Below are 24,703 nucleotides of genomic sequence, written 5' to 3'. Positions count from 1 at the left end.
TATGAAAAAATCGGATTGAACTATATGCAGATGATAAAGACCGCTTGCCGGAGTTTTTCTCCAGTAAGCGGTCTCATTGCAATTAGGAAAGCAGTTAAGGTGCTTTTGTTTCCGGTGCCACAAAGGTTACTTCAATTTCAAACAGCCGATTCCAAGGAAACGTGACCTCAACAGCAGCGGGGTTGAGCCAAAGCTGCTTTCCGGCAAAGTTTCGCAGCTTTTTTTGTACTAACGCTTCTAATTCGGCATTTGGCCGGTCAAGGTAGCGTACATTATCGTCGCGCAGGTCAGACTGCTCCCGGTAAATTTCCTTACGAATGTTTGCCTGATATGCCCAGTCATCAAGATAGCGAACTGCCAATAAATTCAGCCGGTCCTTGTAATTCGTCGATTTTGCCATTAACCCCTGCCCAATGGCATAGCCAAGTGTATTACTGGCTGTATTCCAGCCAGAGTAGGCACTGAGGCTGGTGAGAAGATGATTATTGCTCAGTTCAATCATTAGAGCGTTATCAGCTCCGTTGGCAAACGCGATATCAGCAACAGCAACCGGTACTGATGAAGCAATAGTGGATTTGATCGAAGCTACGAACTGGCGGGTACTGGATAGGACTGCCGGGATATTATCCAATAGTTCGGCCTCTTCGGTAACCGCACTAAGCGGGGTATTAATGGCCAGTAATAAATCAGGATGCTGATCGTCAGTTCCCACAATACCACCTGCGGCGATGATATGCTCGGCAACCGTCTGGCCAAAAGGCTGGTCTTCATAACGGGGGATTGTCGAGCCGGCAGTTCCGAGGGCATAGTGCACCACGATTACCGGCTTGGCATTGCTGAGCGTATTATAAGCGCGGGCAAGCAATACCATGCCTAACTGGTCAGCTCCGGGGAAAGAAGCAAATTTATCAACAGACAAGTCCTGGGCGAATTGCTTTAGCATACGGCCTTCCTTATGGGATTGTGAAAAAACTGCCGTGTCGTCGCGGCCGGCAATGAAGTAGTCGATCACACCTGTACGGGTAAGCTCGATTAGCTGGGTATTAATCTGATAGTTTTTGGCCCGCCGGCTCATCCAATCTGCCAGTATGTCAGCAGGGAGACTGGCAGCAGCCGTACGCAATTCCCGCTGTTCAGCCTCTGTTAAACCTGCGGCCTCTGCCTTATCCTGCAAAGACGTAACCTGAAAAATTGCACTGCCATATTGGCCATAATATGCTGGCTCCACAGGGCTGCCGCTTGCTTTAGGAGAACGCATAACTGTGCTGAACGTATATAAAGGTGTTTGCGGGCAGATCTTTTTTAGCTGATTGAAGCGTTTTAACCGCCATTCGAGCACAATGCTGCTAAAGTCATGAACGCGGGAATCTACTAAGCCGCCATAGATCAGTGAGTCAGCAGATAGTACCAGGGCATCGGCCTGTTTTGCATTGGCAAAGACCCATTCCCAGAGCTGTTCCGGTTCGCCTTCCCGGCTGCGTCCGGCTAAGAATTCTTTTGGGGGAACCAGAATATCATATTGCGCTGCTGTTACCGTGTCTGCAGCCGATTGCAGGCTGACAGGACGATCGTCTGCAGGAACATACAAAATCGTTTTCGCCGCTGCAGGGGGAGTTACTGCCAAAAATAAGCATAAGAAAAGAATATGCCATAACATTTTTTTCATCTAGTCAGTCACCTTCTATTTTTTATCTACATTCACTCTATACTACATAATGAAGAAAAATCCTGTCACTATTTGGCATTTTATAAACAGCCAGCCAATTCTAGCTAGTTATAATATAGTTTCGCTATGTACGCATTTGATGTGTGCTTGCTATTGTAAAGGGAATTATCTCGCGCAGCAGGCACTTAATTAGCGCTCACAAAATCAATAAACAATTTTGTTGCCTTTGATAAGTACCGCTCCTTATTCCAGGCTAAAGCAATTTGATAGGTGAGAGGTTCGGTTAAGGGCCGGGTAATAATCGTGCCGTGCTTCTGCGCCACCTCATCAACAAGAAAAGAAATACCCACACCTTGTTCGACGAGGCTGCGTACCGTTTCAATCTGACTTGAGCTGAATACGATGTTCGGATTGAACTGGTGCTTATTGCATTCTGCCAAAATAAGCTGACGGCTGTAGGAATCTTCTTTCAGCAGTACAAACCGTTCATTGCGCAGGGCGGTAAAGGGAATGGCATCAAGCGCGCTTAAAGGATGGCCGGGAGGAAGGCAGACGAGGAGTTGACCGGTTGTAATAGCGACTGTTGCCAAACAGGTTGATGTAGTAGATGTGATCATAATTCCCAGTTCAATTTCACCGCGCTCCAGATAATTCGGAATGGTTAGTGAGCCAGCTTCTACTACAGTCAGTTTAAAGTTGGGATAGAGTTTCTGGAAACTGGCAAACAAAGTGGGGAAGGGAAATGCACCAATGGTAGATGGAACGCCAATCTTGATAGATCCCTTTTGTAAGATGCGGTAATCATTCATTTCGACGGTTGCATCATGCAGGCGGCTTAAGATATCATTGATGCGCCGCAAAAAAACCTGACCCTCTGTAGTCAAAATGATTTGCCGTTGTGTTCTGTCAAATAGAGTAACGCCAAGCTCTTCCTCCAGTTTTTTGATCGCAATCGTAATGGAAGGTTGAGCCACGTGCAATTCTGCTGCCGCTTTTGTAATGCTGTTGCAGCGGCAAACCATTTGAAAGTATTCCAGTTGTCGCAGTTCCATAGTTTCCCTCCGATAGATAGTTACAAACTATTCTAACATAGTTTATCGATATTTTTAATTAATATAATACGGGATTATACTATAGTTAACCAATTGGTTCTGGAACTAATGTCTAACTAAAGGAGTGATAATGATGGTGCATGCAGGTGCTGCAAAAATAGAGGTAAGCTCGCGAGAGCAGATAATTGAACTGGCAATGAATGATTTAAATTGCGGAAAGCTTACCAAATTAATTATGTCCCGTCATTCCATGGTAAGTGATGATATTCGTTATGCAGCATTTAATTGGGCTGATTTTAACATTTTTCTTAAACTCGGGGAACAATAGGAATTATTTATAGTGAAATTTTTGGCTTGTCAGTAATGCGCTGACAAGCTTTTTATTTACAGGCAGAGTGTTTTAATTTTTTACATGGAAAAATAGTGCTGAATGCCGTACAATAACAATAATGCAAAGCAGAAGGAGGGGAAGAATTTGCGTTATGAGGGTATTGTATACCGTCCGCCCAGTGAGGCTGACAGTCTGCTGATTCAGGCAACTATTGGCTGTCCCCACAATAAATGTACTTTTTGTGCCATGTATAAAGATAAAGCATTTCGGATACGGCCGCTAGAAGAAATTAAAGAAGATTTACGCCTGGCACAAGCTCATTATGGTACTGCGGTCAAGTCGGTTTTTTTCCCTGATGGGAATACGATTATTATGAAAACCGAGCAGCTAGAGGAAATATTCCGTTACACACGTGAGTTGTTTCCTGCTTGCAGTCGCATTACTTTATATGGCTCAACGCAATTTATTAATCTGAAGAACGCCAGCGAACTGGAGCGGTTAAAAAGTGCCGGATTAAGCCGGATACACTCTGGTATCGAAAGCGGTGACGATATTACCTTAAGCCGGATTCAGAAGGGGGCAGATGCGGAAGCGGTAATTACCGCTGGGAAAAAAATTCGTGCTGCCGGTATTGAACTTAGTGAATATGTCATGATTGGGATTGGCGGCCGAGAACGCAGCAGGGAGCATGCAGTTGCCAGCGCCAGGATTTTAAATGAAATTAATCCTGAGTTTATTCGTTTGAGAACCTTTATTCCCATGGAGGAAACTATACAAAAGGAGCGATGGGAGGCAGGAGAATTCGGTCTGCTCAGACCTCATGAAGCTTTACGGGAGACGGAAGTATTGATTGCGAATTTACAGTCCACAAGTCTTTTGTATAGTGATCATGCTTCCAACTACGCTTACGTAAATGGGCGCTTGCCTGAAGATAAGCAGGAAATGATTGATACGATTCATAAGCTGCTTGCAATGCCGGAAGAAGTTTTCCGTTTGCCCGAATGTGGCGGACTATAAAAGGAGGCTGGTGAAATGCCGCAAATTATGATTCGAGGTATGGACCAAAAGGATATTCAACTGATCAGCAAGCAGCTGGTAACAGAATTAACAGAGTGTATCGGCTGCCCCAGAGAGTACTTTACGATTGAATTGCTGCCAACGATCTTGATTGCCGACGGGGAAATCAGAAAAGGCGATCCTGTTGTACAGGTCAATTGGTTTGACCGAGGGCAGACTGTTCAGGATCAGGCGGCTGCCATCCTGGACAAGCACATTCGCGGTGCTGGTTATCATCAGGTGGAAATTTATTTTCTGGTGCTAAGTGAAACCAAATACTATGAAAATGGATGTCATTATTAGAAACTGGTTTAGGCGGTCTGATTTCTTTTGAAGTCAGACCGTTTGTTTTTTTGAGGCTGTTATACTCGTTCAATTAGCAACTCCCATGAAAAGCAAGGATACCTTGTCTTGCGCAGGGGAATTATAATTTTACCGGGATGAATTTTTTCCGGCAAGGAGATGGTTGCATGGAATTCGCCGGATATATCATTATTTTTTTTGCAAGAGTGGCTGATGTATCGCTTGCCACTATCCGAACGATTATGCTGATGCGCGGCCATAAACTGCTGGCCGGCGCCATTGGTTTTGTGGAAATTCTTATTTACATTGTAGCGCTCCGCTATGTATTTAACACGCTGAACGAATGGACCAGTCTTATTTTTTATGCATTAGGCTTCTCCACAGGCAATATAGTGGGGGTGTGGCTGGAAGAAAAGCTGGCAATGGGTTTTCTTATCATGTGGGTTATTACTCAGCAGGATGGTGTATCGTTCGCCGCTCATCTGCGTGAGCAGGGTTTTGGAGTTACACTGGTATCCTGTCAGGGGAAAGAAGGCAGCTACCATTTACTCAATGTTGTATTAGAACGCCGACGTTTGCAAAAACTGGAGAAATTAATCTTTCAGTGGGATGAAAAAGCGTTTGTTACGGTATCGGATGCACGGGCAATACGAGGTGGTCATTTTATTACGACACGTTAAAATACTTAGAAAAGTACTTTTGACAATTATTATAAAAAAAAAGTATAATAAACTAACAACTTTCATTAGATATTCAGGTTGTCTGATACTGGATAAGAGATTGTCATCAAGGTAGCAGGTGAGGGCTGGGGGGAAAGCTTATGATGAACAGCATTGTGCTTGAGGTTGATTTGGATAAAATCAGAACCAATACGTCCCGCATTGTTGAAAGTTGTCATGCCCAGGGGATCGCTGTATTGGGAGTAACGAAAGGATTTACGGCCATTCATCAAATTGTCGCAGCGATGATTGAAGGCGGCGTAGATGGCTTAGCGGACTCAAGGCTGGAAAATATTGAAGAGCTTAGAAGCAGGGGCTTTGGACAATCCATAACACTGCTGCGAATACCGCGACTGAGTAATGTGAAAGAAGTGGTGCGTTACGCTGACGTCAGTATTAACTCCGAAGTGACTGTAATTGAAGCACTGGGGCAAGCGGCTCGTCAGGCCGGGCGAGTTCATCAGGTTATTCTCATGGTAGATGTCGGTGATCTTCGCGAAGGCGTTTTACAAGGTGATGTAGTTGAGACGGTAGCGCGCATATCGCAAATGCCAGGGGTGCACCTGCAAGGACTAGGCACTAATATGGGTTGCTTTGGCGGGATTTTGCCTGAACAGGACAACTTGAGTGTACTGGTTAATTTAAAAAAAGCCGTAGAAGATAAGCTGGGTATAACAATTGATGTTATATCAGGCGGCGGGACGTCATCGCTACTGCTGGTTGAAACGAAAAAAATGCCTGCAGGGGTAAATCAGCTGCGAATCGGCGAAGGAATATTGTTAGGAACAGATACCACGAACAGCAGGATTATTCCCGGTCTTTGTCATGATGCTTTTCGCCTGCGGGCTGAAGTTATTGAAGTGAAATATAAGCCATCGGTACCGATTGGCAATGTTGGTCGTGATGCCTTCGGCAACATTCCTCATTTTGTGGATAAAGGGATTCGTAACAGAGCCATTCTGGCTTTAGGGAAGCAAGACGTTAACATTGATGGAGTGGTGCCGGTAGATGCCAATATAGAAGTTATGGGGGCAAGCAGCGATCATTTGATAGTGGATATAACCGATTCGCAGCGAGAAATATATGTTGGCGATGAACTTTCTTTTCATTTGACCTATGCGGGCCTGCTTTCTGCTTGTGATTCCAAATATGTTAAAAAGGAATTTAAGGAGAAAAAATATGATTGAAGAAATAGGTACGGTCGAGGATGCGGTAATCAGCCGCTTAGTTGAAATGGACAGGGAAGCATTTGGCAGCGGCGGCATGAATGAATGGCATCTTGTGCCGCTAATTAGGCATGGACGCGTTTTTGCCATCAGGCGTGATGGGGAAATAGTCGGAGCGATTCAATATATGCTGGATTGGGATGAACCGTATAAAGCTTATTTAGTGGGAGTTTCCGTCTGCAGGCACTGGCAGGGCAAGGGAGTAGGTACGCAATTGCTGACAGAAAGCTTCCGGCGTTTAATTCGTTATGGGCTAAAGGAAGTGGAACTAACTGTAGCTCCGGAAAATACCCGTGCGGTTAAGCTGTATGAAACAAAATTCGGTTTTGTTACGACCGGCTTCCGCAAAGCAGAATACGGCGAAGGAGAAGACAGGCTGGTGATGAAATGCCGCCTGCCGGCATAACTGTCCTTCTGCAAATAAGCCTGCCCCGAATCTTTGCATAAGGCAAGATTCGGGGCAGGCTTATTTTAATCAATAACGGGATTCATTAGTGTTCCGATATCGCTGATTGTTAATTCCAGCATATCACCAGGCTGCAAAAATTGTGGCGGTTTCCGTGCGGCGCCAACGCCTGCAGGTGTTCCTGTTGAGATAATATCGCCAGCTTCCAGTGTAATGCCTTGCGACAGTGTGCTAATTAGCGTTGGTATGGAAAATAGAAAATCTGCTGTTGAGGCATGCTGCCGTGTTTCGCCATTAACCTTTAACGATACAGTGAGATTACCGGGATTGGGAATTTCACTTTTATGTACGATACAGGGCCCCATCGGTGCCGAGGTATCGAGACTTTTTCCCCGGAACCACTGGAGGTGCTGCTTTTGCAGATCTCTGGCGGTAATATCGTTTAGTATGGTGTAACCAAAGACATAGTCCATTGCCTCTTCCGGCTTGACATAGGAACCGCGTTTGCCGATAATTACTGCCAGCTCTACTTCGTAGTCAAGTGCTTTCGTAACTAAACTATGGCATTTTATCCCGGCACCGGGGCCGATTACGGTAGTTGGTGCTTTCGTAAAAATGACCGGATGCTGGGGAATGGCTATGCTGGGATCTGTAGTTTTGTCAAATTCCATAGCATGTTCCGCATAATTTTTCCCAATACAAAAGATGTTCTTTAAGGGACGCGGGATTGGCGCCAGTAAATGTACCTGGTCTAATCGTAGTTCAATTTCGCTGACCGGATCATCGGCTGCCTTTGCCGCAATTGCCCGAACCTTTTCCAGAGCGGTATCGCCTTGCTCAATTAGACCCAGCATAGTGGACGGCAGTTCTGTCTTCCCTAAGTAGCGGCGCTCACCTGCCAGCAGAGGGATAACGTGCTGCTGATCGGGGCCTGTCAGTAAACCAATGGCAGCCTGGCCGGCAAATTTATAAGAAATAAAGCGCATGACGGACCTCCTTTGTTTATAAAAGGATTTTCTATCACCGTTATACCATAATTTTCTAATAAATGATATAGCTATAGCTTAATAGGTCCCAGCATTTAGTAATTTCACTGCTTGCCGAGCGTTTTGCTGTAAGCAGGATTCTCAGCCGGCACGGGGAACCAATAATTACGAAACCTATTTCTGTTTTAACCGAGAGAAAAGTTGTTGAGGTGATATGTTTGACCAAGTATAAAGTAGTAATGACCAACAGACTAATGGAACCGGCTTTACAAAACATTTTGGCTAACTGTGAAGTAAAGCTATGGGAAAAGGCAGAACCGATACCGCGCGAACAACTGATAGAGTGGCTTAAAGATGCTCATGGGCTGATCGCCAGTGGGAATGTCCGGGTAGATGAAGAACTGCTGCAACATGCCCCGGAACTTAAAGTTATTGCTCAGGCGGCTGTTGGCTACGATAATATTGATATTGCTGCCTGTACCAAAAGAGGGATTCCCTTTGGCAATACTCCAGGAGTCTTAGTAGAAACAACAGCGGAATTAACTTTTGGTTTATTGCTTTGCGCAGCACGCCGCCTGCACGAGGCCTGGAATTTTGTTAAAGGCGGGCATTGGGTACCAGGTAACAATATTTCTTTCGGTATGGATCTTACAGGAAAAACACTTGGTGTTGTCGGTATGGGACAAATTGGTGTTGCTGTGGCAAGAAGAGCGCGGGCTTTTGGCATGAATATAATTTATCACAATCGGAACCGACGCTCTGATGAACCGCAAATCGGTGCTGTATACCGCAGTTTTACAGAACTGTTGACTGAGGCCGACTGCATTATTGTATTGACACCGCTTGCTGCTGAAACCAGGGGGTTGTTCGGCCGGAAGGAATTTGCCCTAATGAAGAAGACGGCTTATTTTGTTAATGCATCACGGGGGGCGGTTGTTGATACGCCGGCATTACTAGAAGCGTTGGAAACTGGAAAAATTGCCTATGCTGCACTTGATGTAACTGATCCTGAACCACTGCCAGGAAATCATCCGCTGCTAAAACTGCCGAATATTCTTATTGCACCGCATATTGGCAGTGCGACAGTGGAAACGCGTACGGCTATGGCGGTGCTCACTGCGGATAATTTGTTAGCCGGACTGGCTGGCAAGCCGCTGCCGGCGTGCGTTAACAGGTCAGTTAATTATTAATGAAAAATGCCTGGAGACTGCAGCGCTGCAGTCTCCAGGCATTTTATACTAGCAGTAGGAGTAATAGATTCTGGCAATGCCGCAGGCAGTAGACGCTGGCTTTTTGCTGTTGATGACCTGATGGGAATCAATCAACAGGCTTACGAGAGTAAGGAGATGGTTTGAACCAAAAGAAAAGATTGCACAACGCATCATAATCCCTCCAATTTTAAATGAATTAGTGTTTTGCATGCAAAATATATACGTAAAAAAATAACGTGGAGTCTTGTAGTAATGGTTTGCGTAAATATATTTTGCTTGCAAAATAGTTTCTGGCTTTAGTATAATTCAATATACGATAATGTCAAGATTAAAATTTACTGAGAATGACTGAGAAAATATTTGCAAACTTTTCAAAAAACAACTAAAATAATAGTATGAATGCAAAATATTAGCCAACAAAGTAAAAAGGTAGGATAAATGTGCTAGAAATATTTGATAATGTTTGTATGTTACTTGCTAAGTCAGAACAAAAACACTTCCAGTTCACCAAAAAACTGTTAGAAGAGCATGGTCTCGGCATAACGCCAGGTCAGTTGGTAGTTTTATATGCTCTCTATAAGGGTGATGGGGTTTCGATTACCGAATTGAGTAAGAAAAGTTATTTGGATAATTCAACGCTGACAGGATTGATTGACCGTTTGGAGCGGGCTCATCTGGTATCCAGAGCCGATGTTCCTGAAGACCGGCGTTCGTATTGCATTTATTTGACAGAGGAAGCAAATGCCATTCGTGAACAAGCAGTTGCCATTATGCAAAGTGTTGCCAAGACAATGCTGGCAGGCTGCAGTGAGGAAGAAGTGCGTATCTTCCGGAAAGTACTGCTGAATATTTATGAGAAATTATAATTTCTCTTCAGGCCGTTGATAAAGCCCCATCTGCGTTGGCAGGCCTGCGGGAGCTCGCTTGTCGTACCGGCGCTGTACTGTCTTCGCTCGCTTCCTCGGCCTTTCTAGCATCTGGGACTTTCTGAACGGCCTGGGAACGACGGTTCTCAATAAACTAAAGAGAAATTATAATTTCTCTTTTTTTCACATAAATTTTGCATGCAAAATTACAATATCCAAAATTATTGTATAAATAATTTCTGCTAGTGAAAGGATGGTGAACCTAGTAATTTAGCGCAGGTATCTATAACAATATTGGGAGGTAGAAAAAATGGAGTTTGTGTTAACGGAAGAACAGGAAAGTATTCGTAAAATGGTGAGAGATTTTGCGGAGAAATCAATTGCACCGACTGCTGCAGAGCGAGATGAAAAAGAACTGTTCTCCAGGGAAATTTTTGATCAAATGGGAGAGCTTGGCTTTTTAGGGCTGCCCTATCCGGAAGAATATGGCGGTGCCGGCAGTGATTTCCTGGCGTATGCTATTGCCGTTGAAGAAGTTTCCCGTGTCTGCGCTTCAACTGGCATAGGCTTATCTGTTCATACTTCGCTGTGTTCCTGGCCGATTTTTCATTATGGATCAGAAGAGCAAAAACAAAAGTTTTTACGGCCGTTAGCCGAGGGAGTAAAGCTTGGTGCGTTTGGTCTGACAGAACCAAATGCCGGAACTGATGTTGCCAATGCTTCCACAACAGCTGTACGTGATGGTGAATACTATCTGTTGAATGGCACAAAAGTATTTAACACGAATGGCGGGGAGGCGGAAATTGAAGTTATTATTGCTTCAACGGACAAGGCGGCCGGCATTAAGGGCATGAGTGCTTTTATTGTGGAGAAAGGCACACCGGGCTTATCCTTTGGGAAAAAAGAAGTGAAAATGGGTATCCGTTCCTCCGTGCAGCGGGAAGTTATCATGGAAAACTGCCGTGTTCCTGCCTGCAATCTGCTTGGCAAGGAAGGGGAAGGCTTTAAAATTGCGATGACTACGCTGGATGGCGGACGGATCGGCGTTGCCGCTCAGGCTGTTGGGATTGCACAGGGCGCTCTTGAGTCTGCCATTAGATACGCTAAACAAAGAGTACAGTTTGGCAAACCGATTGCTTCTAATCAGGCAATCAGCTTTAAATTGGCCGATATGGCAACAAAAGTGGATGCAGCCCGTTTTCTGACTTACCGGGCAGCTTATCACAAATCCAGGCACTTGTCTTACTCGAAAGAGGCTGCTATGGCCAAAATGTTTGCTTCTGATGCTGCGATGGATGTTACGACAGAGGCTGTTCAAATATACGGCGGATATGGCTTCAGCCGTGAGTATCCTGTTGAGCGATTTATGCGCGATGCCAAAATTACGCAAATCTATGAAGGCACAAATGAGGCGCAGCGTATGGTAATTGCCGGAAATATATTACGATAATCGTTTGTTCTGAGCATAAATGGATGAAAAAGGAGCATTACCGATGCGTGATTATGCGAATTTACTGTTTGAAGTAGCCAGTGGAGTCGGTATTATTACCATTAATCGCCCCAAGGCATTGAATGCCCTCAATTACGATACCCTGCAGGAGCTTAACGAGCTATTCGATCAATTAGCCGAGGATCAGACTGTAAAAACCGTGATCATTACCGGCGGCGGGGAGAAATCCTTTGTTGCCGGTGCGGATATTACCGCTATGCTGCCGATGTCTGCTGTCGAGGGACGCAAGTGGGCTAAATTTGCGCAGGCTGTATTTAACAAAATTGAAAACTTCCCCAGGCCGGTAATTGCTGCCATTAATGGTTTTGCCCTGGGGGGAGGCTGCGAATTGGCAATGGCTTGTGACATCCGTATCGCTTCGGAAAAAGCGAAATTTGGCCAGCCGGAAGTGAGCTTAGGAATTCCGCCGGGATTTGGCGGTACTCAGCGCCTGCCTCGCCTTGTGGGCAAAGGGCGTGCCAAAGAACTGCTGTTCACCGGGGACATGATTGATGCGGCTGAGGCATACCGTATTGGCCTGGCTAATCAGGTAACCGCACCGGAAGACCTGCTGAATGCGGCCAAGACGATGGCGCAAAAGATTATGACCCGTGGTCCTGTTGCGGTCGAGCTTTGCAAAGCTGCTGTCAATGAAGGGCTTGATGTTGATTTGGAATCAGGCGTAGCCTTTGAAGCAGAGGTTTTTGGTCTCTGTTTTGCGACTGCGGATCAAAAAGAGGGTATGGCTGCTTTTGTAGAAAAGCGTAAGGCTGTTTTTACCGGAAAGTAGTTTATTTGGGCAAAAGCTTCGGTAGTGCAACTACACGAAGCTTTTGTGCTTTTTCTGTAACATTGTAAATTTTGATCAATGCACCTATTGACAAAAGACGGATGTCCTGTGATAATGAATAACAAGTATAAATTACATCGTAAGAAAGTGCATCTAGGGTTCCGCTGTTACATACAGGCTGGTCCGAGCGATGCAAGTGCGGCAATGGTGCTGCGCCACACCGTGAGGATAAAAGACTCTGCGGAAGGTTTCTTGCTTCAGGAAATCTTCTGCAGTTTTTTAATTTTATAAGTAAAACAAAAAGTAATGATTGGGATAAAAGCAACAAGGTAAGCGCTCAGAGAGCCGGCGGTTGGTGCAAGCCGGTGCGTGACTGTTGCCGCTACTTCGCCCATGAACTCTTTGACTGAAGATGTATACTGGATTCAAGTATACTTTAGGTCTAAGCGCTGTCCGGCGTTACAGGAGGTTCGGCCATCAGCATCAGGCCGGGCTGAGAGTATAATTGTAGGGTGGTACCGCGATTCCACGCCCCTACTGGCAGGTTATCTGTCCAGTAGGGGCTTTCTATTTTTTACAGCGAAAGGGGAGGTGTGCTGGACATTTCAATATGGCTGATGATTATTATATTGATGATTAATGAAAAATAAAAAAATGAAGGGTGGAAATAAAGATGATGAAAATGAAAAAGCAGATACGAAAATGGACGGCAGCGGCTCTTGCGATGGTTTTTGCAGCGACGGCAGCCGGATGTGGCGGCGGCCAGGCGCCGGCGCAGAGCGGTAATTCCGCAGCAGGAGCGGCTAAAATAGGAGTGGTATCTTTCCTGAGTGGCGGTGGAGCTGCTTATGGAGAAGCGATCCGCCAAGGCTTAGAGCTTGCCACGGATGAAATTAATGCCAAAGGGAAAACGAAACTAGAGCTTGTGTTTGAAGACTCAAAAGGGGAAAAAAATGAAGCAATTAATGCAACAAATAAGCTAATTCATAAAGATAATGTCCTGGCAATTATCGGACCTACATTGAGCGGTGAAATGTTTGCTGCCGGACCGATTGCCAGTCAGGCCGGTGTCTCCATTATGGGTACCTCCACTACAGCCGAAGGAATTACGGATATCGGCGACTATGTATTCCGGAACTCCTTGCCGGAGTCGCTGGCGCTGCCGAGTGTAGTGAAAAAGGCCAAAGAAAAATTAGGGCTGAAAAAAGTTGCCATTATGTATTCTAATAATAATGATTTTACTGTATCTGGCTTTAAGACCTTTGAACAGGCAATTAAGGATAATGGCTTAGAGACAGTAACAGTAGAAACTTTTGCGGATAAAGATACCGATTTCTCAGCACAATTGACCAAGATTGCTGCACTAAAGCCGGATGCGATTTTTATTTCAGCCTTATATCAGGAAGCGGCGCTTATCTTGAAAAAGGCCCGGGAAATAGGCGTTACGGTCCCTGTAATTGGCAATAATGGCTTTAATTCGCCTCAATTGATTAAACTTGCAGGCAGTGCGGCAGAAGGAGCTGTTGTCGCCAGCCCGTGGTATCCCGGCAAAGAAGATGAAAAAGTGAAGAACTTTGTGGCGGCTTTTAAGGCAAAATACAACAAGGAACCTGATCAATTTTCAGCCCAGGCTTATGATGCTTTATATATTATGGCAAATGCCATCGAAAACGCGGGATCGACTACTGACCGTAAAAAACTGCGCGACAGTTTGGCGACAGTAAAAGATTTTCAGGGAGTAACTGGTAAATTTGCATTTGATGCCAAGCGGAATCCGGCAATGGATGTAACCATTCTGGTTGTCAAAGACGGTAAATTTACCGAGTTAAAATAAGAAGAGGCATAGTTAAGAAAAGGGGTGAAGAGAGTGTTCTTGCAACAGGTAGTCAATGGCCTCACATTAGGCAGTACGTATGCAGTGATTGCGTTAGGCTATACTTTGATATTCGGTGTGCTGAACATCGTAAATATGGCGCATGGTGAAATATTCATGATTGGGGCTTTTGTCGGCTTGCTGCTTGTAACAAAGTTCAATGTCAGCATTTTTGCCGCTTTGGCAGGTGCTATGGCAGTAGGAGCGCTTCTGGGATATCTCTTGGAACGGGTAGCGCTCCGGCCCTTGCGCCGGCGCGAAGTATCTCATCTGGCACCGCTGATTAGTACAATTGGAGTATCCATTTTTCTTGAGAGCCTGGCCCTAAAAATTTTTGGGCCCCAGGCCCAGTCTTTTCCGCCTATCTATGCAGGGCAGCTGTTTGAAGTTGGCTCCTTAAAAATCTCGCTAATCCAAATTATTATTCTGGCTGTTTCCTGTGGATTAATGATTGCGCTCAAATTCTGGCTTGATAAAACAAAACTGGGTAAATCCATCCGCGCTACTGCAGAAAACATCGAAACGGCCGGTTTGCTGGGGATTGATACCCGCAAAGTGATTGTATTGACCGTCATGCTGGCATCGGGACTTGGTGCGGTTGCAGGAGTGCTGGTGGGGCTGGCTTTCAATGCCGTTGAGCCTACTATGGGCATATCAATGGGATTTAAAGGGCTGGCAGTACTGATATTGGGTGGGCTTGGCAATATAACCGGTGCAATGGTGGGCGGACTAATTCTGGGAATTGCCGAAGTGTTCAGCGTCGCTTACGGGTCTTCTTCCTACCGGGAAGCGGTGGCTTTCGGACTTATCATATTTTTGCTGTTTTTACGGCCACAAGGGCTGTTTGGCAGCCGGGCTTCTGAAGGGAGGCGATAAATTTGGAAGCGTTACTGAATCCCTATTATTTGCAAATTGCGATGTTTATGCTGATCAATGCCATACTTGGCATTAGTATTTATTTAACATTGTCTACAGGACAACTGTCTTTGGGGAATGCAGGATTTATGAGTATTGGCGCTTATACATCCGCCTTATTGTCGTTAAAAGCGGGGCTGCCTATTTTTCTTGCCATACCGGCAGGTGGTATTGCCGCCTGTCTGCTGGCTGCAGTAATTGGTATTCCGACAACTCGTCTTCAAGGAATCTATTTAGCAATTGCTACGCTTGGCTTTGGCGAAGTTGTACGGGTCATTATCCTGAACATGAAGATTACGAATGGCGCACTGGGCCTTTCGGGCATACCGTCATTAAGTATTAGCATCGGTAAGCTGTTGGCTGCCGCGGGTCTGGGACAGGGGATACTGGGTCTTACCCTGCAGCAAGTGAGTAACCTGGCTGTTATTCTTTTACTTGCTCTTCTGGTGGTTTTTCTCGTGTTTTTCTCACTCAGGCTGCGCAGTTCCCGAATTGGCCGTGCCTTTGCAGCAATAAAAGAAGATGAGCATGCTGCGGAAGTAACGGGTGTGAATACCGTATATTATAAATTGCTGGCTTTTTTTCTGGGAGCCTTTGTTGCAGGGATCGCCGGGGGGTTGGCGGCGCATCTTACCTTCTACATTGGTCCAAAAGACTTTTCGTACCATCGTGCAGTGGAAATTTTGCTGTTTGCTGTCTTTGGCGGCAGCAATGTGGTATGGGGGCCGCTGCTGGGCGCTGTCATTTTAACGTCACTTCCTGAAGTGCTGCGTTCGGTTGCGGAGTATCGCGAAATGATCTATGGTGCTATTTTAGTTGTCATGATGATATTCAGACCTCAGGGACTCATTGGCGAAGATACGATTCGCTTTTGGCGGTCGAAAATGCCCGGGCTGAGAGTCAGACCGGGCAATACAGAAGCGTCAAGGAGGCCTGCAGATGATGCTGAAGCTTGAAAAGGTAAGTAAGAATTTTGGTGGTCTGGCTGCATTATCAGGCATCAGTTTTGATGTAAAAGCAGGAGAAATCCTTGGTGTAATTGGCCCGAACGGGGCGGGAAAAACGACATTGTTTAACCTTATTACCGGTGTGCTACAGCCTAGTGCCGGTGCTGTCTATTACCGGGAGCAACCGATAACAGGTATCAAACCGCACAAAATTACGGAACTAGGGATCGCCCGTACTTTTCAAAACATCCGCTTATTCGGACAAATGAGTGTTCTGGAAAATGTCATGATCGGTGCTCATTGCCGGACAAATGCCGGCCTTTGGCAAGGTCTGTGGAGGACCGCAAAACAGCGTGGCGAAGAGCAAGCTATTAAGGCCAGGGCGATAGAGATGCTGCGGTTAACTGGAATTGCGGATGAAGTGAATACACTGGCAGGTGCGCTATCTTACGGCAAGCAGCGCCGACTGGAGATTGCCAGGGCGCTTGCTACCGATCCTGAGCTTGTTCTGCTCGATGAGCCCGCGGCTGGCATGAATGAAAGTGAAACAGAGGATTTGCGGCTGCTCATTACCAAAATTCAGCAGCTTGGCAAGGCAGTTATTCTGATTGAACATGATATGCATTTGATGATGAGTATTTGCGAAAGACTGGTCGTATTGAATTTTGGCCGGAAAATAGCAGAAGGAATACCGTCAGATATACAGGAGAATCCGGAAGTCATTGAGGCTTATTTAGGAAAGGAGGACGCATAATATGCTTCGCATTCAGCAGCTTGTGGCTGGTTATGGCAGCATAACAGCCCTGAAAAACGTTGATATTGCCGTCCCCAAGGGTTCAATCGTGTCGCTTATCGGTGCCAACGGCGCGGGTAAGACTACCACAATGAAAACCATTATGGGGCTGATTAAGCCTCAGTCAGGACAAATAGAGTTTCACGGCGAAAATGTTACCGCCATGGCGGTGCACAAAATTGTCAATAAAGGCATTTCGCTTGTTCCCGAAGGGCGCAGTATCTTATCGCAAATGACGGTGCTGGAAAATCTGGAGATGGGAGCCTTTCAGCGCAATGATAATGGGATTAGCCAGGATATTCAAAAAGTTTTTAACCGCTTTCCCATTTTAGAAGAGCGTAAGCAGCAATTAGGCGGAACACTTTCCGGAGGTCAGCAGCAGATGCTGGCAATTGGCAGAGCATTGATGGCGAGACCGAAGCTGCTGCTGTTGGATGAACCTTCTATGGGGCTGGCACCTCTGGTGGTAGCTGACATTTTTAAGGTAATCCAGGAAATTAATCAAGATGGTACAACGGTACTGTTGGTAGAACAAAATGTCCGTCAAGCCATTAAAATTGCCCATTATGCATATGTCATGGAAACAGGGCGGATTGTTTTGCACGGCAAGGCGGAGGATATTGCCAATGACCCCAGAGTTATGGAAGCTTACCTAGGCGGAAGAAAAGTGTGCTAAACAATAAAGGCTGTGTGAAGTTTCTTCACACAGCCTTTAATATTGTCAGGGGGACGGTTTCGTTGTCCCAGAGCTCTAGCTTTTTTTTAATTCCAGTACTTTGTCGACCATATAAAGAAGAATATCTACGCCATGGGGCAGGCAAGCTTTATCAAAAGTCATGCCCGGGTGGTGAAGACCGGGAGTCAGATTAGCTCCTAATCCCAAATAACCAACCTGCAGCGTTGGCTTATGCTTCACGTAAAAATGAAAGTCCTCACCACCGGGCGTAGTAATAGGATCAAGCAGGCCAGTGCTGCCCAGTACATGTTGAATTGCTTCTTTGGCCAAATTGACAATCGCAGGACTGTATTCAGCGGCAGGACAACCGCCAAGTACGGTTGCTTCTGCCTGACAGCCTACCGTGGCGGCACCTGCTTCTATGGCGTGGGCAGTCTTTTTTAATAGTTCTTCCATTGTAGCATTATCTTGTGCTCTGAGATCAACTGTCATTAGGGCTTGATCGGGGATGGCGTTAGACGCAGGACCACCGGCATGAAGTTTGGTAACCTTCACAGAAGAGGCAATAACAGGATTTACGCGAATGGCATTAATAGCCTGGACAGCTGCTGCAGCCCCGTCAATAGCATTAATACCCAGATGAGGCCTTGCACCGTGAGCGGCAGCTCCCTGGAGCGAGGCGTTCATTACGTAGCTTGCGCCGTGATACAGCGCTGGAGTCGCCTGGCCTAGCCTGGCTTCCTGAATTGGGCGTAGATGCAATCCCAGTAGAACATCAACATCGTCAATGGCTCCATCCTCTATCATGCGGATAGCACCAAATAATTTTTCTTCTGCAGGTTGAAATAGTATTTTCAGCGTTCCTTTGGCAATTCCCCTGCGGGCAAGTTCCTCTGCGGCGGTTAGTACAATAGCGGAGTGGGCATCATGGCCGCAGGAGTGGATAGCACACTCCTGGTTGTCGATCATGTGAGCCAAGGCATCCATATCTGCTCGCAGGGCAAGGGTAGGGCCGGGCAGGGCGCCGGTAAGTGTTCCAATGACACCCGTTTTACCAACGCCTGTGCGAACCTGATAACCGGCGGCTTCAAGTTGAGCTGCCAGATAAGCGGAAGTTTTGATTTCGGCAAAGCCAACTTCCGGTATGCCATGGAGAGTTTGCCAGACTTGCTGGACTCGTGTTTGTGATGTTGTCATAATAATCCTCCGTATATTTGTTAGGCAATGAGGCGCATTAGCAGCATAGCAACAGCGGCATTTATTACGGAAATAGCTAATAAGCCAGGGTAATACTTAGCAGGAATACCTACCGTGCCGAGTAAACGACCGAAATATTGAATTTTTGAGCCGAGTAAATAGATAGCGGGAATTAAAATCGTAATATGAGTACCATTGAGAATCCCGTTAGTGTAGAGTCCGTGGGCCACGCCGACTGCACCGCCCATAGACATCATAGCGCTGAACAGTACCATAACCGACTGGCCGGGCAGACCGAAAACTGCCATAACCGGAGTAAATAAGTTGCCGAGCAAAGTGAGTAACCCGGTTACCTGCAGGATGAGAATACAGACATAAGCCATAAGGACATTGGGGATGATGTTGTTAACACCCATATTCCAGCCCTTCTTCGCACCCTCAACAAATACGTCAATGATTGTTTTATCGTTCATTGGTGATATTCCTCCGATCCACAGTGTATAAGTAGAAGCGCATAATGTTAGCACCAAAAATCTTCATTAAAAACAGGACGACCAAAGGCCACATTGTGGGAACGGTGAGGAAAGCAAAAAGTGCGGACCCGGAGCTTAAATAGTTGGTAACAGTTCCTCCGGCAGTAAACTGGAAGGCAGAGAATATCAGCCGCTCCTTGTCTGTTAGCTGGCCGTTTTCATAGAGGGCGCGAGTCATACCGGCCCCGGCATCTGTGCTTTGCAAACTGGATATCAGTGCAACACCGGTAATTCCGGGAATGCCCAGAATCGGACGCAAGATAGGCGACAAGAGTTTTTGGGCTGCTTTTAATCCGCCGAGATGCTCGACCACTTCAATGATACCCAAAGCCAGCATAACGCCTGGTACCAGGCTTAAGGCAAACATAAAGCCGTCTTTGGCTCCAATGCCTCCGGCTCCGACGAAGGTGGCTTTGGCGGTATCTTTCATTGTGCCGAATTTGCCGTTCAGGGTATCAAAATCTAAGATGGAAATCCAGCCCTTAGAGCCGGCGAAAATGCCGGAAAAAATTAAAATAGCAATAACTAAGATGATATAACCGGATACGGGAACAGAAGAAGTTGGCTGCGACTGGTATTGGGGTTCAGTGTTGTTCATTTTCATCCTCCTTAGCATTTTGGGTTTTCCACCATATGAGTATGCAAGTATTATGCCAGTGGCCATTTGTGTCTAAAACAATGAGTGGGGCTAGATTATTGCCGGTTTTTATTGTAAAATAAACAATTAAGGGATAAAAAGGGATATCCCCTTTCATCCCTTTTTATCCCTTAATTGCTGCATTTAACTCTTTGGGAGGATATAACCAGTGAAAAAACTCGCACTCATTTCCAAACGCCAGAATACGTCCAACGCACTGACAGCGCAGCTGCAGGGCCTCTTAAAGGATAAAGTCAGCGTTATCGGCTATTACCTGGAAGGAAATATGAAATTCATAAGTGACGAAGATCTTGTTGTTATTACCAGCCAGCAGATCTATCAGGAAGCGCAGCAATATATTGCCGCAAGCTGTCCAGTCATTGTTGCCAGACGGTCAATCAATTATCATGAAATAGAGCGGCTGTTTACCATACCGGAAGGTACGGAAGTATTATTGGTAAGTGATTTACTGACAACTACGGTAGAAACAATTTTATTATTAGAAGCGCTGGGAATGGATCACATCCGGTATTATCCTTGTGCACCTGATACCAGTCAGTATCCACGCTTAAAGATAGCGGTTACTACCGGACAAGAAGAGCTGGTTCCCGATTTTGTGCAGCAGGTCATTGACATCGGACACCGGAACATCGATTTTACTACTCTGGTAGAAATTTTAGGAGCGCTTTCTTTATTGGATGATACCGCCAATTTACTGTCGGCGAACTACGTCAGGGAGATGATAGATTTTATTAAGCAAACCAGGCTGCTGGCAGCCAGGCATAGTCAAATGCAGCATCAGCTGCAAGTCATTATTAACCGGGTTCACGATGGCATCCTTGCCTTTGATGAGAAAAACAATATTACTGTCATAAACTCAATTGCCGCCGAACTATTGAACCTAAACAGTGACGATGTAATTGGCAAAAAACTGAATGCAAAGCTGCTCGACAAAAATAGTTTCCGGATTTTTTCTAAAGCAGCCGATGAAGAGCAGATTATTAGAATAAATAACCGTCAGTGGATTGTTACCACCGCCGCAATGCAAAAAGGCGGGTCGGGTGGTAAGGTTTACACGTTTAAAGATGTGACTGAAATTCAACGCATGGAAGAAGAGTTGCGCCGAAATTTAGTTCGTCAGCAAAACTTTGCCCGGTATACACTGGAACAGATTATTGGGGAAAGTGAAGAAATTAAGCGGGCAAAAGCATTGGCGTGCAAATTGGGAAGCTCTGAATCACCAATTCTGATCCAGGGCGAAAGTGGCACAGGTAAGGAGTTGTTTGCCCAGGGAATTCATAATGTATCTTCGCGCCGCAAAGGCCCCTTTATTGCGGTAAACTTTGCAGCTCTTACCGAGAGTCTGCTGGAAAGTGAATTGTTTGGCTATAGCGAAGGCTCCTTTACTGGTGCCAAAAAAGGCGGCGCACCCGGATTATTTGAACAAGCCCATAAGGGAACGATTTTTTTAGATGAAATCGGTGACGCTCCTTTATCCTTCCAGGTTAAACTGCTGAGAGTGCTGCAGGAGAAACAGGTCCGCCGCATCGGCGGTGCTCAGCTTATTCCCGTTGATGTGCGTGTGATTTCAGCCACAAACGTCGATCTGCAAGCGCTTATCCGGCAAGGAAAATTCCGCGAGGATTTATATTACCGCCTGAAGGTTTTGCCGATTAAATTACCGCCACTGCGAGCAAGAAAGCAGGATATCCTGCTGCTGGCAGGTTTCTTTTATCAGGAATATTGTAAGTTTCGCCCAATGTTAGAGGCGGAAGAGTATTTGCGGCTGGTTGCGCCTTATCTGACCGCGTATGACTGGCCGGGCAATATCCGGGAACTGCAAAATGCGGTAGAGCATTTAGTCAGCCTCTGTCCAGCCGAGAGTCCCAGTGAGCAGCTGCTGCCGGAAGAAATACTGGCTACTTATTTGGATACTGCGCCCCGCCAAAGTGAAACAGCTACTGTTCACCTGCTGTTATCAGCCATTGATCATGCCAATCAGAGCTATCGGCCAGTTGGTCGCAGGTCATTGGCGTGTAAGCTGGGGATTCCCGAAAGTGCTATGCGGCGACATATTGCTTATCTGGAGGAACAGCAATATATTATTGTCAACCGGGGTAGAAACGGCTTGGAACTGACGAAAAAAGGGAAGGCATTGATAGCTGATAACGGCAGGTAAGTAAAAAGACAGGCTGCTTTGGCAAGTACCAGTTTAGCCAAACAGCCTGTCTTTCTTGTTATCTATGAAAGTGGTATTTTCTTAAATGCTTCATTGAGTATTCGATTCATCATTGATTCGGGACCTGTTTTATCGTACCCGTCAGTCCAAGAGCGGGAATCACGAGAGCGTATGTCCGTATAAATCCAGACGGATTTTTGCGTAACTGGATCAATTAATCTCATTTCTATTTCCGCGCAATCAGAAACGTCATAATAGGCATCGTGGTGAACGGTAACAGTTTTAGGGATTTCAATCCAGCCGGAATATTCTTTTCCTTCGGGAGTGACTCCGCCATATTTTACTCGTTCCATCTGAGTTTCCGTAGTGTCATACGCTGCTACGTAATAATAGTACCAGCCAAAATCATTTACTTTTGTCTCTAGTACTAGATTTACATGCTTAGGAAGTGCAGCAGCAAATATTTCGCTGCTTACCGTTTCAAGCAATGGCAAATCGGGATCACCTTTAATTTGTTCCTCTATATATGCTGATGAGACAATGCGAAACTGTTTTTTCTTTTTTAGCCGTTCTTCCAGTAGAACATTTATTTTTTCTTTAAAGTTAGGATATTTGTTGAATTTATTTTTGCTAGTCTCGGGAATATTAATAAATGTAAAAGTGGGATCTAACATAAAAATTGTTTTTACTTTTTTAAAATCAAAAGCAGGGTCTTTCCAATTGGTGTTTTTAGCTGTTGCTGTAGTGCATAGTAAAATTAAGGACATAACTATTATTAGCCTAAGTAAGTTTCGGGTCATGCAATCCCACCTCACAAAAAACTTTAACAATTAGACTTTCCAATTACTACTAGTGTAACAGCGTTGCGATATGTGGTCAACTTGAAGAAAAAAGAGTGTCCATACCGTGTTGAACGGTCTGGACACTCCTTGCATTTTACTAAGCTTGTAGAACGGGCACTGTATTTGCGGCATGAGCCATAACGGTAATGGTATAATCCTTGCGGCCGAGCTTTTCTTCGGCAATTGCCATGGCTTCCTCCAGCGTCGATACGGCTATCATACCGGCTTTTTCAATAAACGCTTTGTTTTCAGGAAGGGTTACAACGATATGCGGTATTTCTTTCGCCATAAGACCGCATTTTACAGCAATAAACCCTGGAACGGTAAAGCCTTCGCGCAGGGCAACTTCGCGGTCATACAAAGACTCATAATTGAACCAGCTGCTGAAATCCGGCGGCTCCATAATATCACGGCACTCTAACAGCAGAATGATGACGCCGCCTTGTTTTGTGGCCATAAAGGCATTATCAATAGTTTTCGAACCCTGATAAAGATTAATATCTTTCGGAAAACCACCAGCAGAAGCGATAACCAAATCAGCTTTGCCATTAATAGGTACGCCGAAAATCCGTTCAACTGTACGCGTTCCTTCCAACCAGGCGTTATACCAATGACCTGCGACAAAACGGGCAAATTTTCCTTCGGCGTTGAAAACGACATTTAGTAAAAATGCCGGGTTTAATAATTCGGCCATTTCAGTCATGTCTTCATGCATATTATTGCCTTCCAATTTGCCTGAGACACAGTGAGGGCTAACTCCTTGACCAACTACATCATGCAGGCAGAAACTATGGTTTCCCTGAATGGTAGCATAACCGGAAATACCAGGCATAACAGCTTTGCGGCCGCCTCCGAAGCCTGCCATCAAATGATAGACAATGCCGCCTGTTAAAATGACTTTATCGGCGTTAACTACATGCTTATTGAAATAAGTATCTACACCGCGTGAAGTTTTGCCGACATAGACAAAGTCTTCTTCAGTGGGTGCATGACTTTGAACGATTTGTATGCGATTGACAGTTTCCTGACCATAGACAAGGACATTTTCCTGGTCAGTATGATGGCGGTGAGCACCTAGCGCAACGACGAGCTTAATATCGTGGTCTGGGATGCCTGCTGCATTTAGTTCATTAAGCAGCACTGGCAGGAATTGGTCGTGTTTAATCCATTGACGGGTAATATCACTGGCAATAATGGCTACTTTGTCACCTGATTTTACTACTTCTTTTAATGGTGGTGAGTCAATCGGATGATTCAGTGCCTCTTTTACTGCGGCGGCGATATCGCTAATGGCGTCCGCAGGCTTACCTTCGACCACATTTATCACTTGTTCTTCCGGCAGGGTAATGGTTAGTTCCTTATCACCAAATCCTAAAGCGTATTCTTTTAACATTTGAATCCCTCCTATAGTTTCCGTTCGCTCTCTCTGGCAGCTTTTATTAAAAAAATAAACTCCGCAGAAAGTCGCAAAGTACGACCTTCCGCCGGAGTTCTCTCTCTGCGGTGTAGTGCAGCATTGCACCTGTACTACCTGGTTAAGACCGGTCGTATCAAACTACGGTCTTTGTGTACATTATTACATTGTTGTATTTTGTGTACACACAACTATGCTTGAGTATTATTATAGACATTGTTCATTGTACAGTCAATACACAGGCTTAAATATTTTAGCTGACAATAATATAAAAAATTAGAACCCGTTGATAATTCAACGAGTTCCTGTAATCGACATATATGTTAGGTGTGTATTAGCAGCCTTGGCCAATAGAGGTTATAGCGCAGAGATTAACCGTAACATTACTTAAATGGAAGGAATAGTCTAAGCCCGGTGGAAATACTTCTACATCCGTAAGCAGTGCCAGCCGGTCTTCGACGCGAGCCAGTCGTCCTTCCGCATTAAATTGGAACAGGCCTACCGTTCTAATATTTACGCCTTCTTCGCCCTCTAATCTCCGTAAAACATGAAGAAGACGGCAGTTAAAGTCGCGATTTACCAATTCGTCGCTCACC

The 24,703-nt window shown here is 45.5% G+C and carries 26 protein-coding genes; 16 read left to right on the top strand and 10 right to left on the bottom strand.

What is annotated here, in order from left to right:
* Nucleotides 1-94: 94 nt before the first annotated feature.
* Entirely contained in the window at nucleotides 95-1,666 is a 1,572-nt protein-coding gene (locus EV210_RS17620; RefSeq protein WP_132082675.1) for a DUF4127 family protein, read from the bottom strand.
* Nucleotides 1,667-1,851: 185 nt separating this feature from the next.
* A complete protein-coding gene (locus EV210_RS17615; protein ID WP_132082674.1) occupies nucleotides 1,852-2,718 on the bottom strand; it encodes a LysR family transcriptional regulator in 867 nt (288 codons plus the stop codon).
* 130 nt (nucleotides 2,719-2,848) lie between these two features.
* On the opposite strand from EV210_RS17615, the gene EV210_RS17610 reads away from it, so the two are divergent.
* From EV210_RS17610 to EV210_RS17585, 6 genes are all read left to right on the top strand, one after another.
* On the top strand, nucleotides 2,849-3,046 hold the full coding sequence (locus tag EV210_RS17610) for a hypothetical protein (protein ID WP_132082673.1): 198 nt from the start codon (nucleotides 2,849-2,851) through the stop codon (nucleotides 3,044-3,046).
* 147 nt (nucleotides 3,047-3,193) lie between these two features.
* Entirely contained in the window at nucleotides 3,194-4,066 is an 873-nt protein-coding gene (locus EV210_RS17605) for a radical SAM protein (RefSeq protein WP_132082672.1), read from the top strand.
* Between the two features lie 15 nt (nucleotides 4,067-4,081).
* Entirely contained in the window at nucleotides 4,082-4,408 is a 327-nt protein-coding gene (locus tag EV210_RS17600) for a DUF1904 family protein (RefSeq protein ID WP_132082671.1), read from the top strand.
* Nucleotides 4,409-4,575: 167 nt separating this feature from the next.
* Entirely contained in the window at nucleotides 4,576-5,088 is a 513-nt protein-coding gene (locus EV210_RS17595; protein WP_132082670.1) for a DUF2179 domain-containing protein, read from the top strand.
* 140 nt (nucleotides 5,089-5,228) lie between these two features.
* A complete protein-coding gene (locus tag EV210_RS17590) occupies nucleotides 5,229-6,314 on the top strand; it encodes an alanine/ornithine racemase family PLP-dependent enzyme (RefSeq protein ID WP_132082669.1) in 1,086 nt (361 codons plus the stop codon).
* A complete protein-coding gene (locus EV210_RS17585) occupies nucleotides 6,307-6,759 on the top strand; it encodes a GNAT family N-acetyltransferase (RefSeq protein ID WP_132082668.1) in 453 nt (150 codons plus the stop codon). The genes EV210_RS17590 and EV210_RS17585 overlap by 8 nt, the downstream gene beginning before the upstream one ends.
* Nucleotides 6,760-6,824: 65 nt before the next feature.
* Here the strand turns inward: EV210_RS17585 and EV210_RS17580 are convergent, their stop codons facing one another.
* Nucleotides 6,825-7,745, bottom strand: a complete 921-nt coding sequence (locus tag EV210_RS17580) for a fumarylacetoacetate hydrolase family protein (protein WP_132082667.1) — start codon at nucleotides 7,743-7,745, stop codon at nucleotides 6,825-6,827.
* 209 nt (nucleotides 7,746-7,954) lie between these two features.
* Here EV210_RS17580 and EV210_RS17575 point away from each other — a divergent pair, with 209 nt between their 5' ends.
* Nucleotides 7,955-8,935, top strand: a complete 981-nt coding sequence (locus tag EV210_RS17575; RefSeq protein WP_243650615.1) for a 2-hydroxyacid dehydrogenase — start codon at nucleotides 7,955-7,957, stop codon at nucleotides 8,933-8,935.
* Nucleotides 8,936-8,983: 48 nt separating this feature from the next.
* Here EV210_RS17575 and EV210_RS22750 read toward each other — a convergent pair whose 3' ends face one another.
* On the bottom strand, nucleotides 8,984-9,130 hold the full coding sequence (locus tag EV210_RS22750) for a hypothetical protein (protein ID WP_165898957.1): 147 nt from the start codon (nucleotides 9,128-9,130) through the stop codon (nucleotides 8,984-8,986).
* Between the two features lie 266 nt (nucleotides 9,131-9,396).
* Here EV210_RS22750 and EV210_RS17570 point away from each other — a divergent pair, with 266 nt between their 5' ends.
* The 8 genes from EV210_RS17570 to EV210_RS17535 all read left to right on the top strand — a co-directional run bounded on the left by EV210_RS17570 (nucleotide 9,397) and on the right by EV210_RS17535 (nucleotide 17,305).
* Entirely contained in the window at nucleotides 9,397-9,822 is a 426-nt protein-coding gene (locus EV210_RS17570; protein WP_132082665.1) for a MarR family winged helix-turn-helix transcriptional regulator, read from the top strand.
* Nucleotides 9,823-10,132: 310 nt separating this feature from the next.
* Complete coding sequence (locus tag EV210_RS17565) at nucleotides 10,133-11,272, top strand: acyl-CoA dehydrogenase (protein WP_132082664.1); 1,140 nt, start codon at nucleotides 10,133-10,135, stop codon at nucleotides 11,270-11,272.
* Nucleotides 11,273-11,315: 43 nt separating this feature from the next.
* Nucleotides 11,316-12,101 carry a short-chain-enoyl-CoA hydratase gene (locus EV210_RS17560; protein ID WP_132082663.1) on the top strand — a complete coding sequence of 262 codons (786 nt, stop codon included), beginning with the start codon at nucleotides 11,316-11,318 and terminating at the stop codon, nucleotides 12,099-12,101.
* A 673-nt stretch (nucleotides 12,102-12,774) separates the two neighbouring features.
* Nucleotides 12,775-13,935, top strand: coding sequence for an ABC transporter substrate-binding protein (locus EV210_RS17555; protein WP_132082662.1), 1,161 nt, complete (start codon nucleotides 12,775-12,777; stop codon nucleotides 13,933-13,935).
* 33 nt (nucleotides 13,936-13,968) lie between these two features.
* Nucleotides 13,969-14,850, top strand: a complete 882-nt coding sequence (locus EV210_RS17550; RefSeq protein ID WP_132082661.1) for a branched-chain amino acid ABC transporter permease — start codon at nucleotides 13,969-13,971, stop codon at nucleotides 14,848-14,850.
* Nucleotides 14,851-14,852: 2 nt separating this feature from the next.
* On the top strand, nucleotides 14,853-15,845 hold the full coding sequence (locus EV210_RS17545; RefSeq protein WP_132082660.1) for a branched-chain amino acid ABC transporter permease: 993 nt from the start codon (nucleotides 14,853-14,855) through the stop codon (nucleotides 15,843-15,845).
* Nucleotides 15,829-16,590, top strand: coding sequence for an ABC transporter ATP-binding protein (locus tag EV210_RS17540; RefSeq protein ID WP_132082659.1), 762 nt, complete (start codon nucleotides 15,829-15,831; stop codon nucleotides 16,588-16,590). The genes EV210_RS17545 and EV210_RS17540 overlap by 17 nt, the downstream gene beginning before the upstream one ends.
* Nucleotide 16,591: 1 nt before the next feature.
* Nucleotides 16,592-17,305, top strand: a complete 714-nt coding sequence (locus EV210_RS17535) for an ABC transporter ATP-binding protein (protein WP_132082658.1) — start codon at nucleotides 16,592-16,594, stop codon at nucleotides 17,303-17,305.
* Nucleotides 17,306-17,380: 75 nt separating this feature from the next.
* On the opposite strand, the gene EV210_RS17530 is transcribed toward EV210_RS17535, so the two are convergent.
* From EV210_RS17530 to EV210_RS17520, 3 genes are read right to left on the bottom strand one after another with little or no spacing between them, the layout of a single operon-like run.
* Nucleotides 17,381-18,502 (bottom strand): amidohydrolase, encoded by a 1,122-nt coding sequence (locus EV210_RS17530; protein WP_132082657.1) that lies wholly within the window; start codon nucleotides 18,500-18,502, stop codon nucleotides 17,381-17,383.
* Between the two features lie 20 nt (nucleotides 18,503-18,522).
* Complete coding sequence (locus EV210_RS17525) at nucleotides 18,523-18,975, bottom strand: YjiG family protein (RefSeq protein ID WP_132082656.1); 453 nt, start codon at nucleotides 18,973-18,975, stop codon at nucleotides 18,523-18,525.
* Nucleotides 18,965-19,633 carry a nucleoside recognition domain-containing protein gene (locus EV210_RS17520; RefSeq protein WP_132082655.1) on the bottom strand — a complete coding sequence of 223 codons (669 nt, stop codon included), beginning with the start codon at nucleotides 19,631-19,633 and terminating at the stop codon, nucleotides 18,965-18,967. The genes EV210_RS17525 and EV210_RS17520 overlap by 11 nt, the downstream gene beginning before the upstream one ends.
* A gap of 208 nt (nucleotides 19,634-19,841) precedes the next feature.
* Between EV210_RS17520 and EV210_RS17515 the strand changes: the two genes are divergently transcribed.
* Entirely contained in the window at nucleotides 19,842-21,851 is a 2,010-nt protein-coding gene (locus EV210_RS17515) for a sigma-54 interaction domain-containing protein (protein WP_132082654.1), read from the top strand.
* 62 nt (nucleotides 21,852-21,913) lie between these two features.
* Here EV210_RS17515 and EV210_RS17510 read toward each other — a convergent pair whose 3' ends face one another.
* The 3 genes from EV210_RS17510 to EV210_RS17500 all read right to left on the bottom strand — a co-directional run bounded on the left by EV210_RS17510 (nucleotide 21,914) and on the right by EV210_RS17500 (nucleotide 24,702).
* On the bottom strand, nucleotides 21,914-22,651 hold the full coding sequence (locus tag EV210_RS17510; RefSeq protein WP_132082653.1) for a hypothetical protein: 738 nt from the start codon (nucleotides 22,649-22,651) through the stop codon (nucleotides 21,914-21,916).
* A 139-nt stretch (nucleotides 22,652-22,790) separates the two neighbouring features.
* Complete coding sequence (gene larAH10, locus EV210_RS17505; protein ID WP_132082652.1) at nucleotides 22,791-24,086, bottom strand: NPN-dependent 2-hydroxyacid racemase, LarAH10 family; 1,296 nt, start codon at nucleotides 24,084-24,086, stop codon at nucleotides 22,791-22,793.
* Between the two features lie 355 nt (nucleotides 24,087-24,441).
* Complete coding sequence (locus EV210_RS17500; RefSeq protein ID WP_132082651.1) at nucleotides 24,442-24,702, bottom strand: hypothetical protein; 261 nt, start codon at nucleotides 24,700-24,702, stop codon at nucleotides 24,442-24,444.
* Between the last annotated feature and the right edge of the window lies 1 nt (nucleotide 24,703).

This window comes from Anaerospora hongkongensis (assembly GCF_004339805.1).
GTDB classification, from domain to species: Bacteria; Bacillota; Negativicutes; order Sporomusales; family DSM-15969; genus Anaerospora; species Anaerospora hongkongensis.
Note: the sequence above shows the minus strand (reverse complement) of the source record. Positions and strands in the feature narration are given on the sequence as shown.

Bases quoted from the DNA above. Each gene is read 5' to 3' on its own strand.
- EV210_RS17620 (WP_132082675.1), bottom strand. From the start codon at position 1,666: ATGAAAAAAATGTTATGGCATATTCTTTTCTTATGCTTATTTTTGGCA.
- EV210_RS17615 (WP_132082674.1), bottom strand. From the start codon at position 2,718: ATGGAACTGCGACAACTGGAATACTTTCAAATGGTTTGCCGCTGCAAC.
- EV210_RS17610 (WP_132082673.1), top strand. From the start codon at position 2,849: ATGATGGTGCATGCAGGTGCTGCAAAAATAGAGGTAAGCTCGCGAGAG.
- EV210_RS17600 (WP_132082671.1), top strand. From the start codon at position 4,082: ATGCCGCAAATTATGATTCGAGGTATGGACCAAAAGGATATTCAACTG.
- EV210_RS17595 (WP_132082670.1), top strand. From the start codon at position 4,576: ATGGAATTCGCCGGATATATCATTATTTTTTTTGCAAGAGTGGCTGAT.
- EV210_RS17590 (WP_132082669.1), top strand. From the start codon at position 5,229: ATGATGAACAGCATTGTGCTTGAGGTTGATTTGGATAAAATCAGAACC.
- EV210_RS17585 (WP_132082668.1), top strand. From the start codon at position 6,307: ATGATTGAAGAAATAGGTACGGTCGAGGATGCGGTAATCAGCCGCTTA.
- EV210_RS17580 (WP_132082667.1), bottom strand. From the start codon at position 7,745: ATGCGCTTTATTTCTTATAAATTTGCCGGCCAGGCTGCCATTGGTTTA.
- EV210_RS22750 (WP_165898957.1), bottom strand. From the start codon at position 9,130: ATGATGCGTTGTGCAATCTTTTCTTTTGGTTCAAACCATCTCCTTACT.
- EV210_RS17565 (WP_132082664.1), top strand. From the start codon at position 10,133: ATGGAGTTTGTGTTAACGGAAGAACAGGAAAGTATTCGTAAAATGGTG.
- EV210_RS17560 (WP_132082663.1), top strand. From the start codon at position 11,316: ATGCGTGATTATGCGAATTTACTGTTTGAAGTAGCCAGTGGAGTCGGT.
- EV210_RS17555 (WP_132082662.1), top strand. From the start codon at position 12,775: ATGATGAAAATGAAAAAGCAGATACGAAAATGGACGGCAGCGGCTCTT.
- EV210_RS17540 (WP_132082659.1), top strand. From the start codon at position 15,829: ATGATGCTGAAGCTTGAAAAGGTAAGTAAGAATTTTGGTGGTCTGGCT.
- EV210_RS17535 (WP_132082658.1), top strand. From the start codon at position 16,592: ATGCTTCGCATTCAGCAGCTTGTGGCTGGTTATGGCAGCATAACAGCC.
- EV210_RS17530 (WP_132082657.1), bottom strand. From the start codon at position 18,502: ATGACAACATCACAAACACGAGTCCAGCAAGTCTGGCAAACTCTCCAT.
- EV210_RS17525 (WP_132082656.1), bottom strand. From the start codon at position 18,975: ATGAACGATAAAACAATCATTGACGTATTTGTTGAGGGTGCGAAGAAG.
- EV210_RS17520 (WP_132082655.1), bottom strand. From the start codon at position 19,633: ATGAACAACACTGAACCCCAATACCAGTCGCAGCCAACTTCTTCTGTT.
- EV210_RS17510 (WP_132082653.1), bottom strand. From the start codon at position 22,651: ATGACCCGAAACTTACTTAGGCTAATAATAGTTATGTCCTTAATTTTA.
- larAH10 (WP_132082652.1), bottom strand. From the start codon at position 24,086: ATGTTAAAAGAATACGCTTTAGGATTTGGTGATAAGGAACTAACCATT.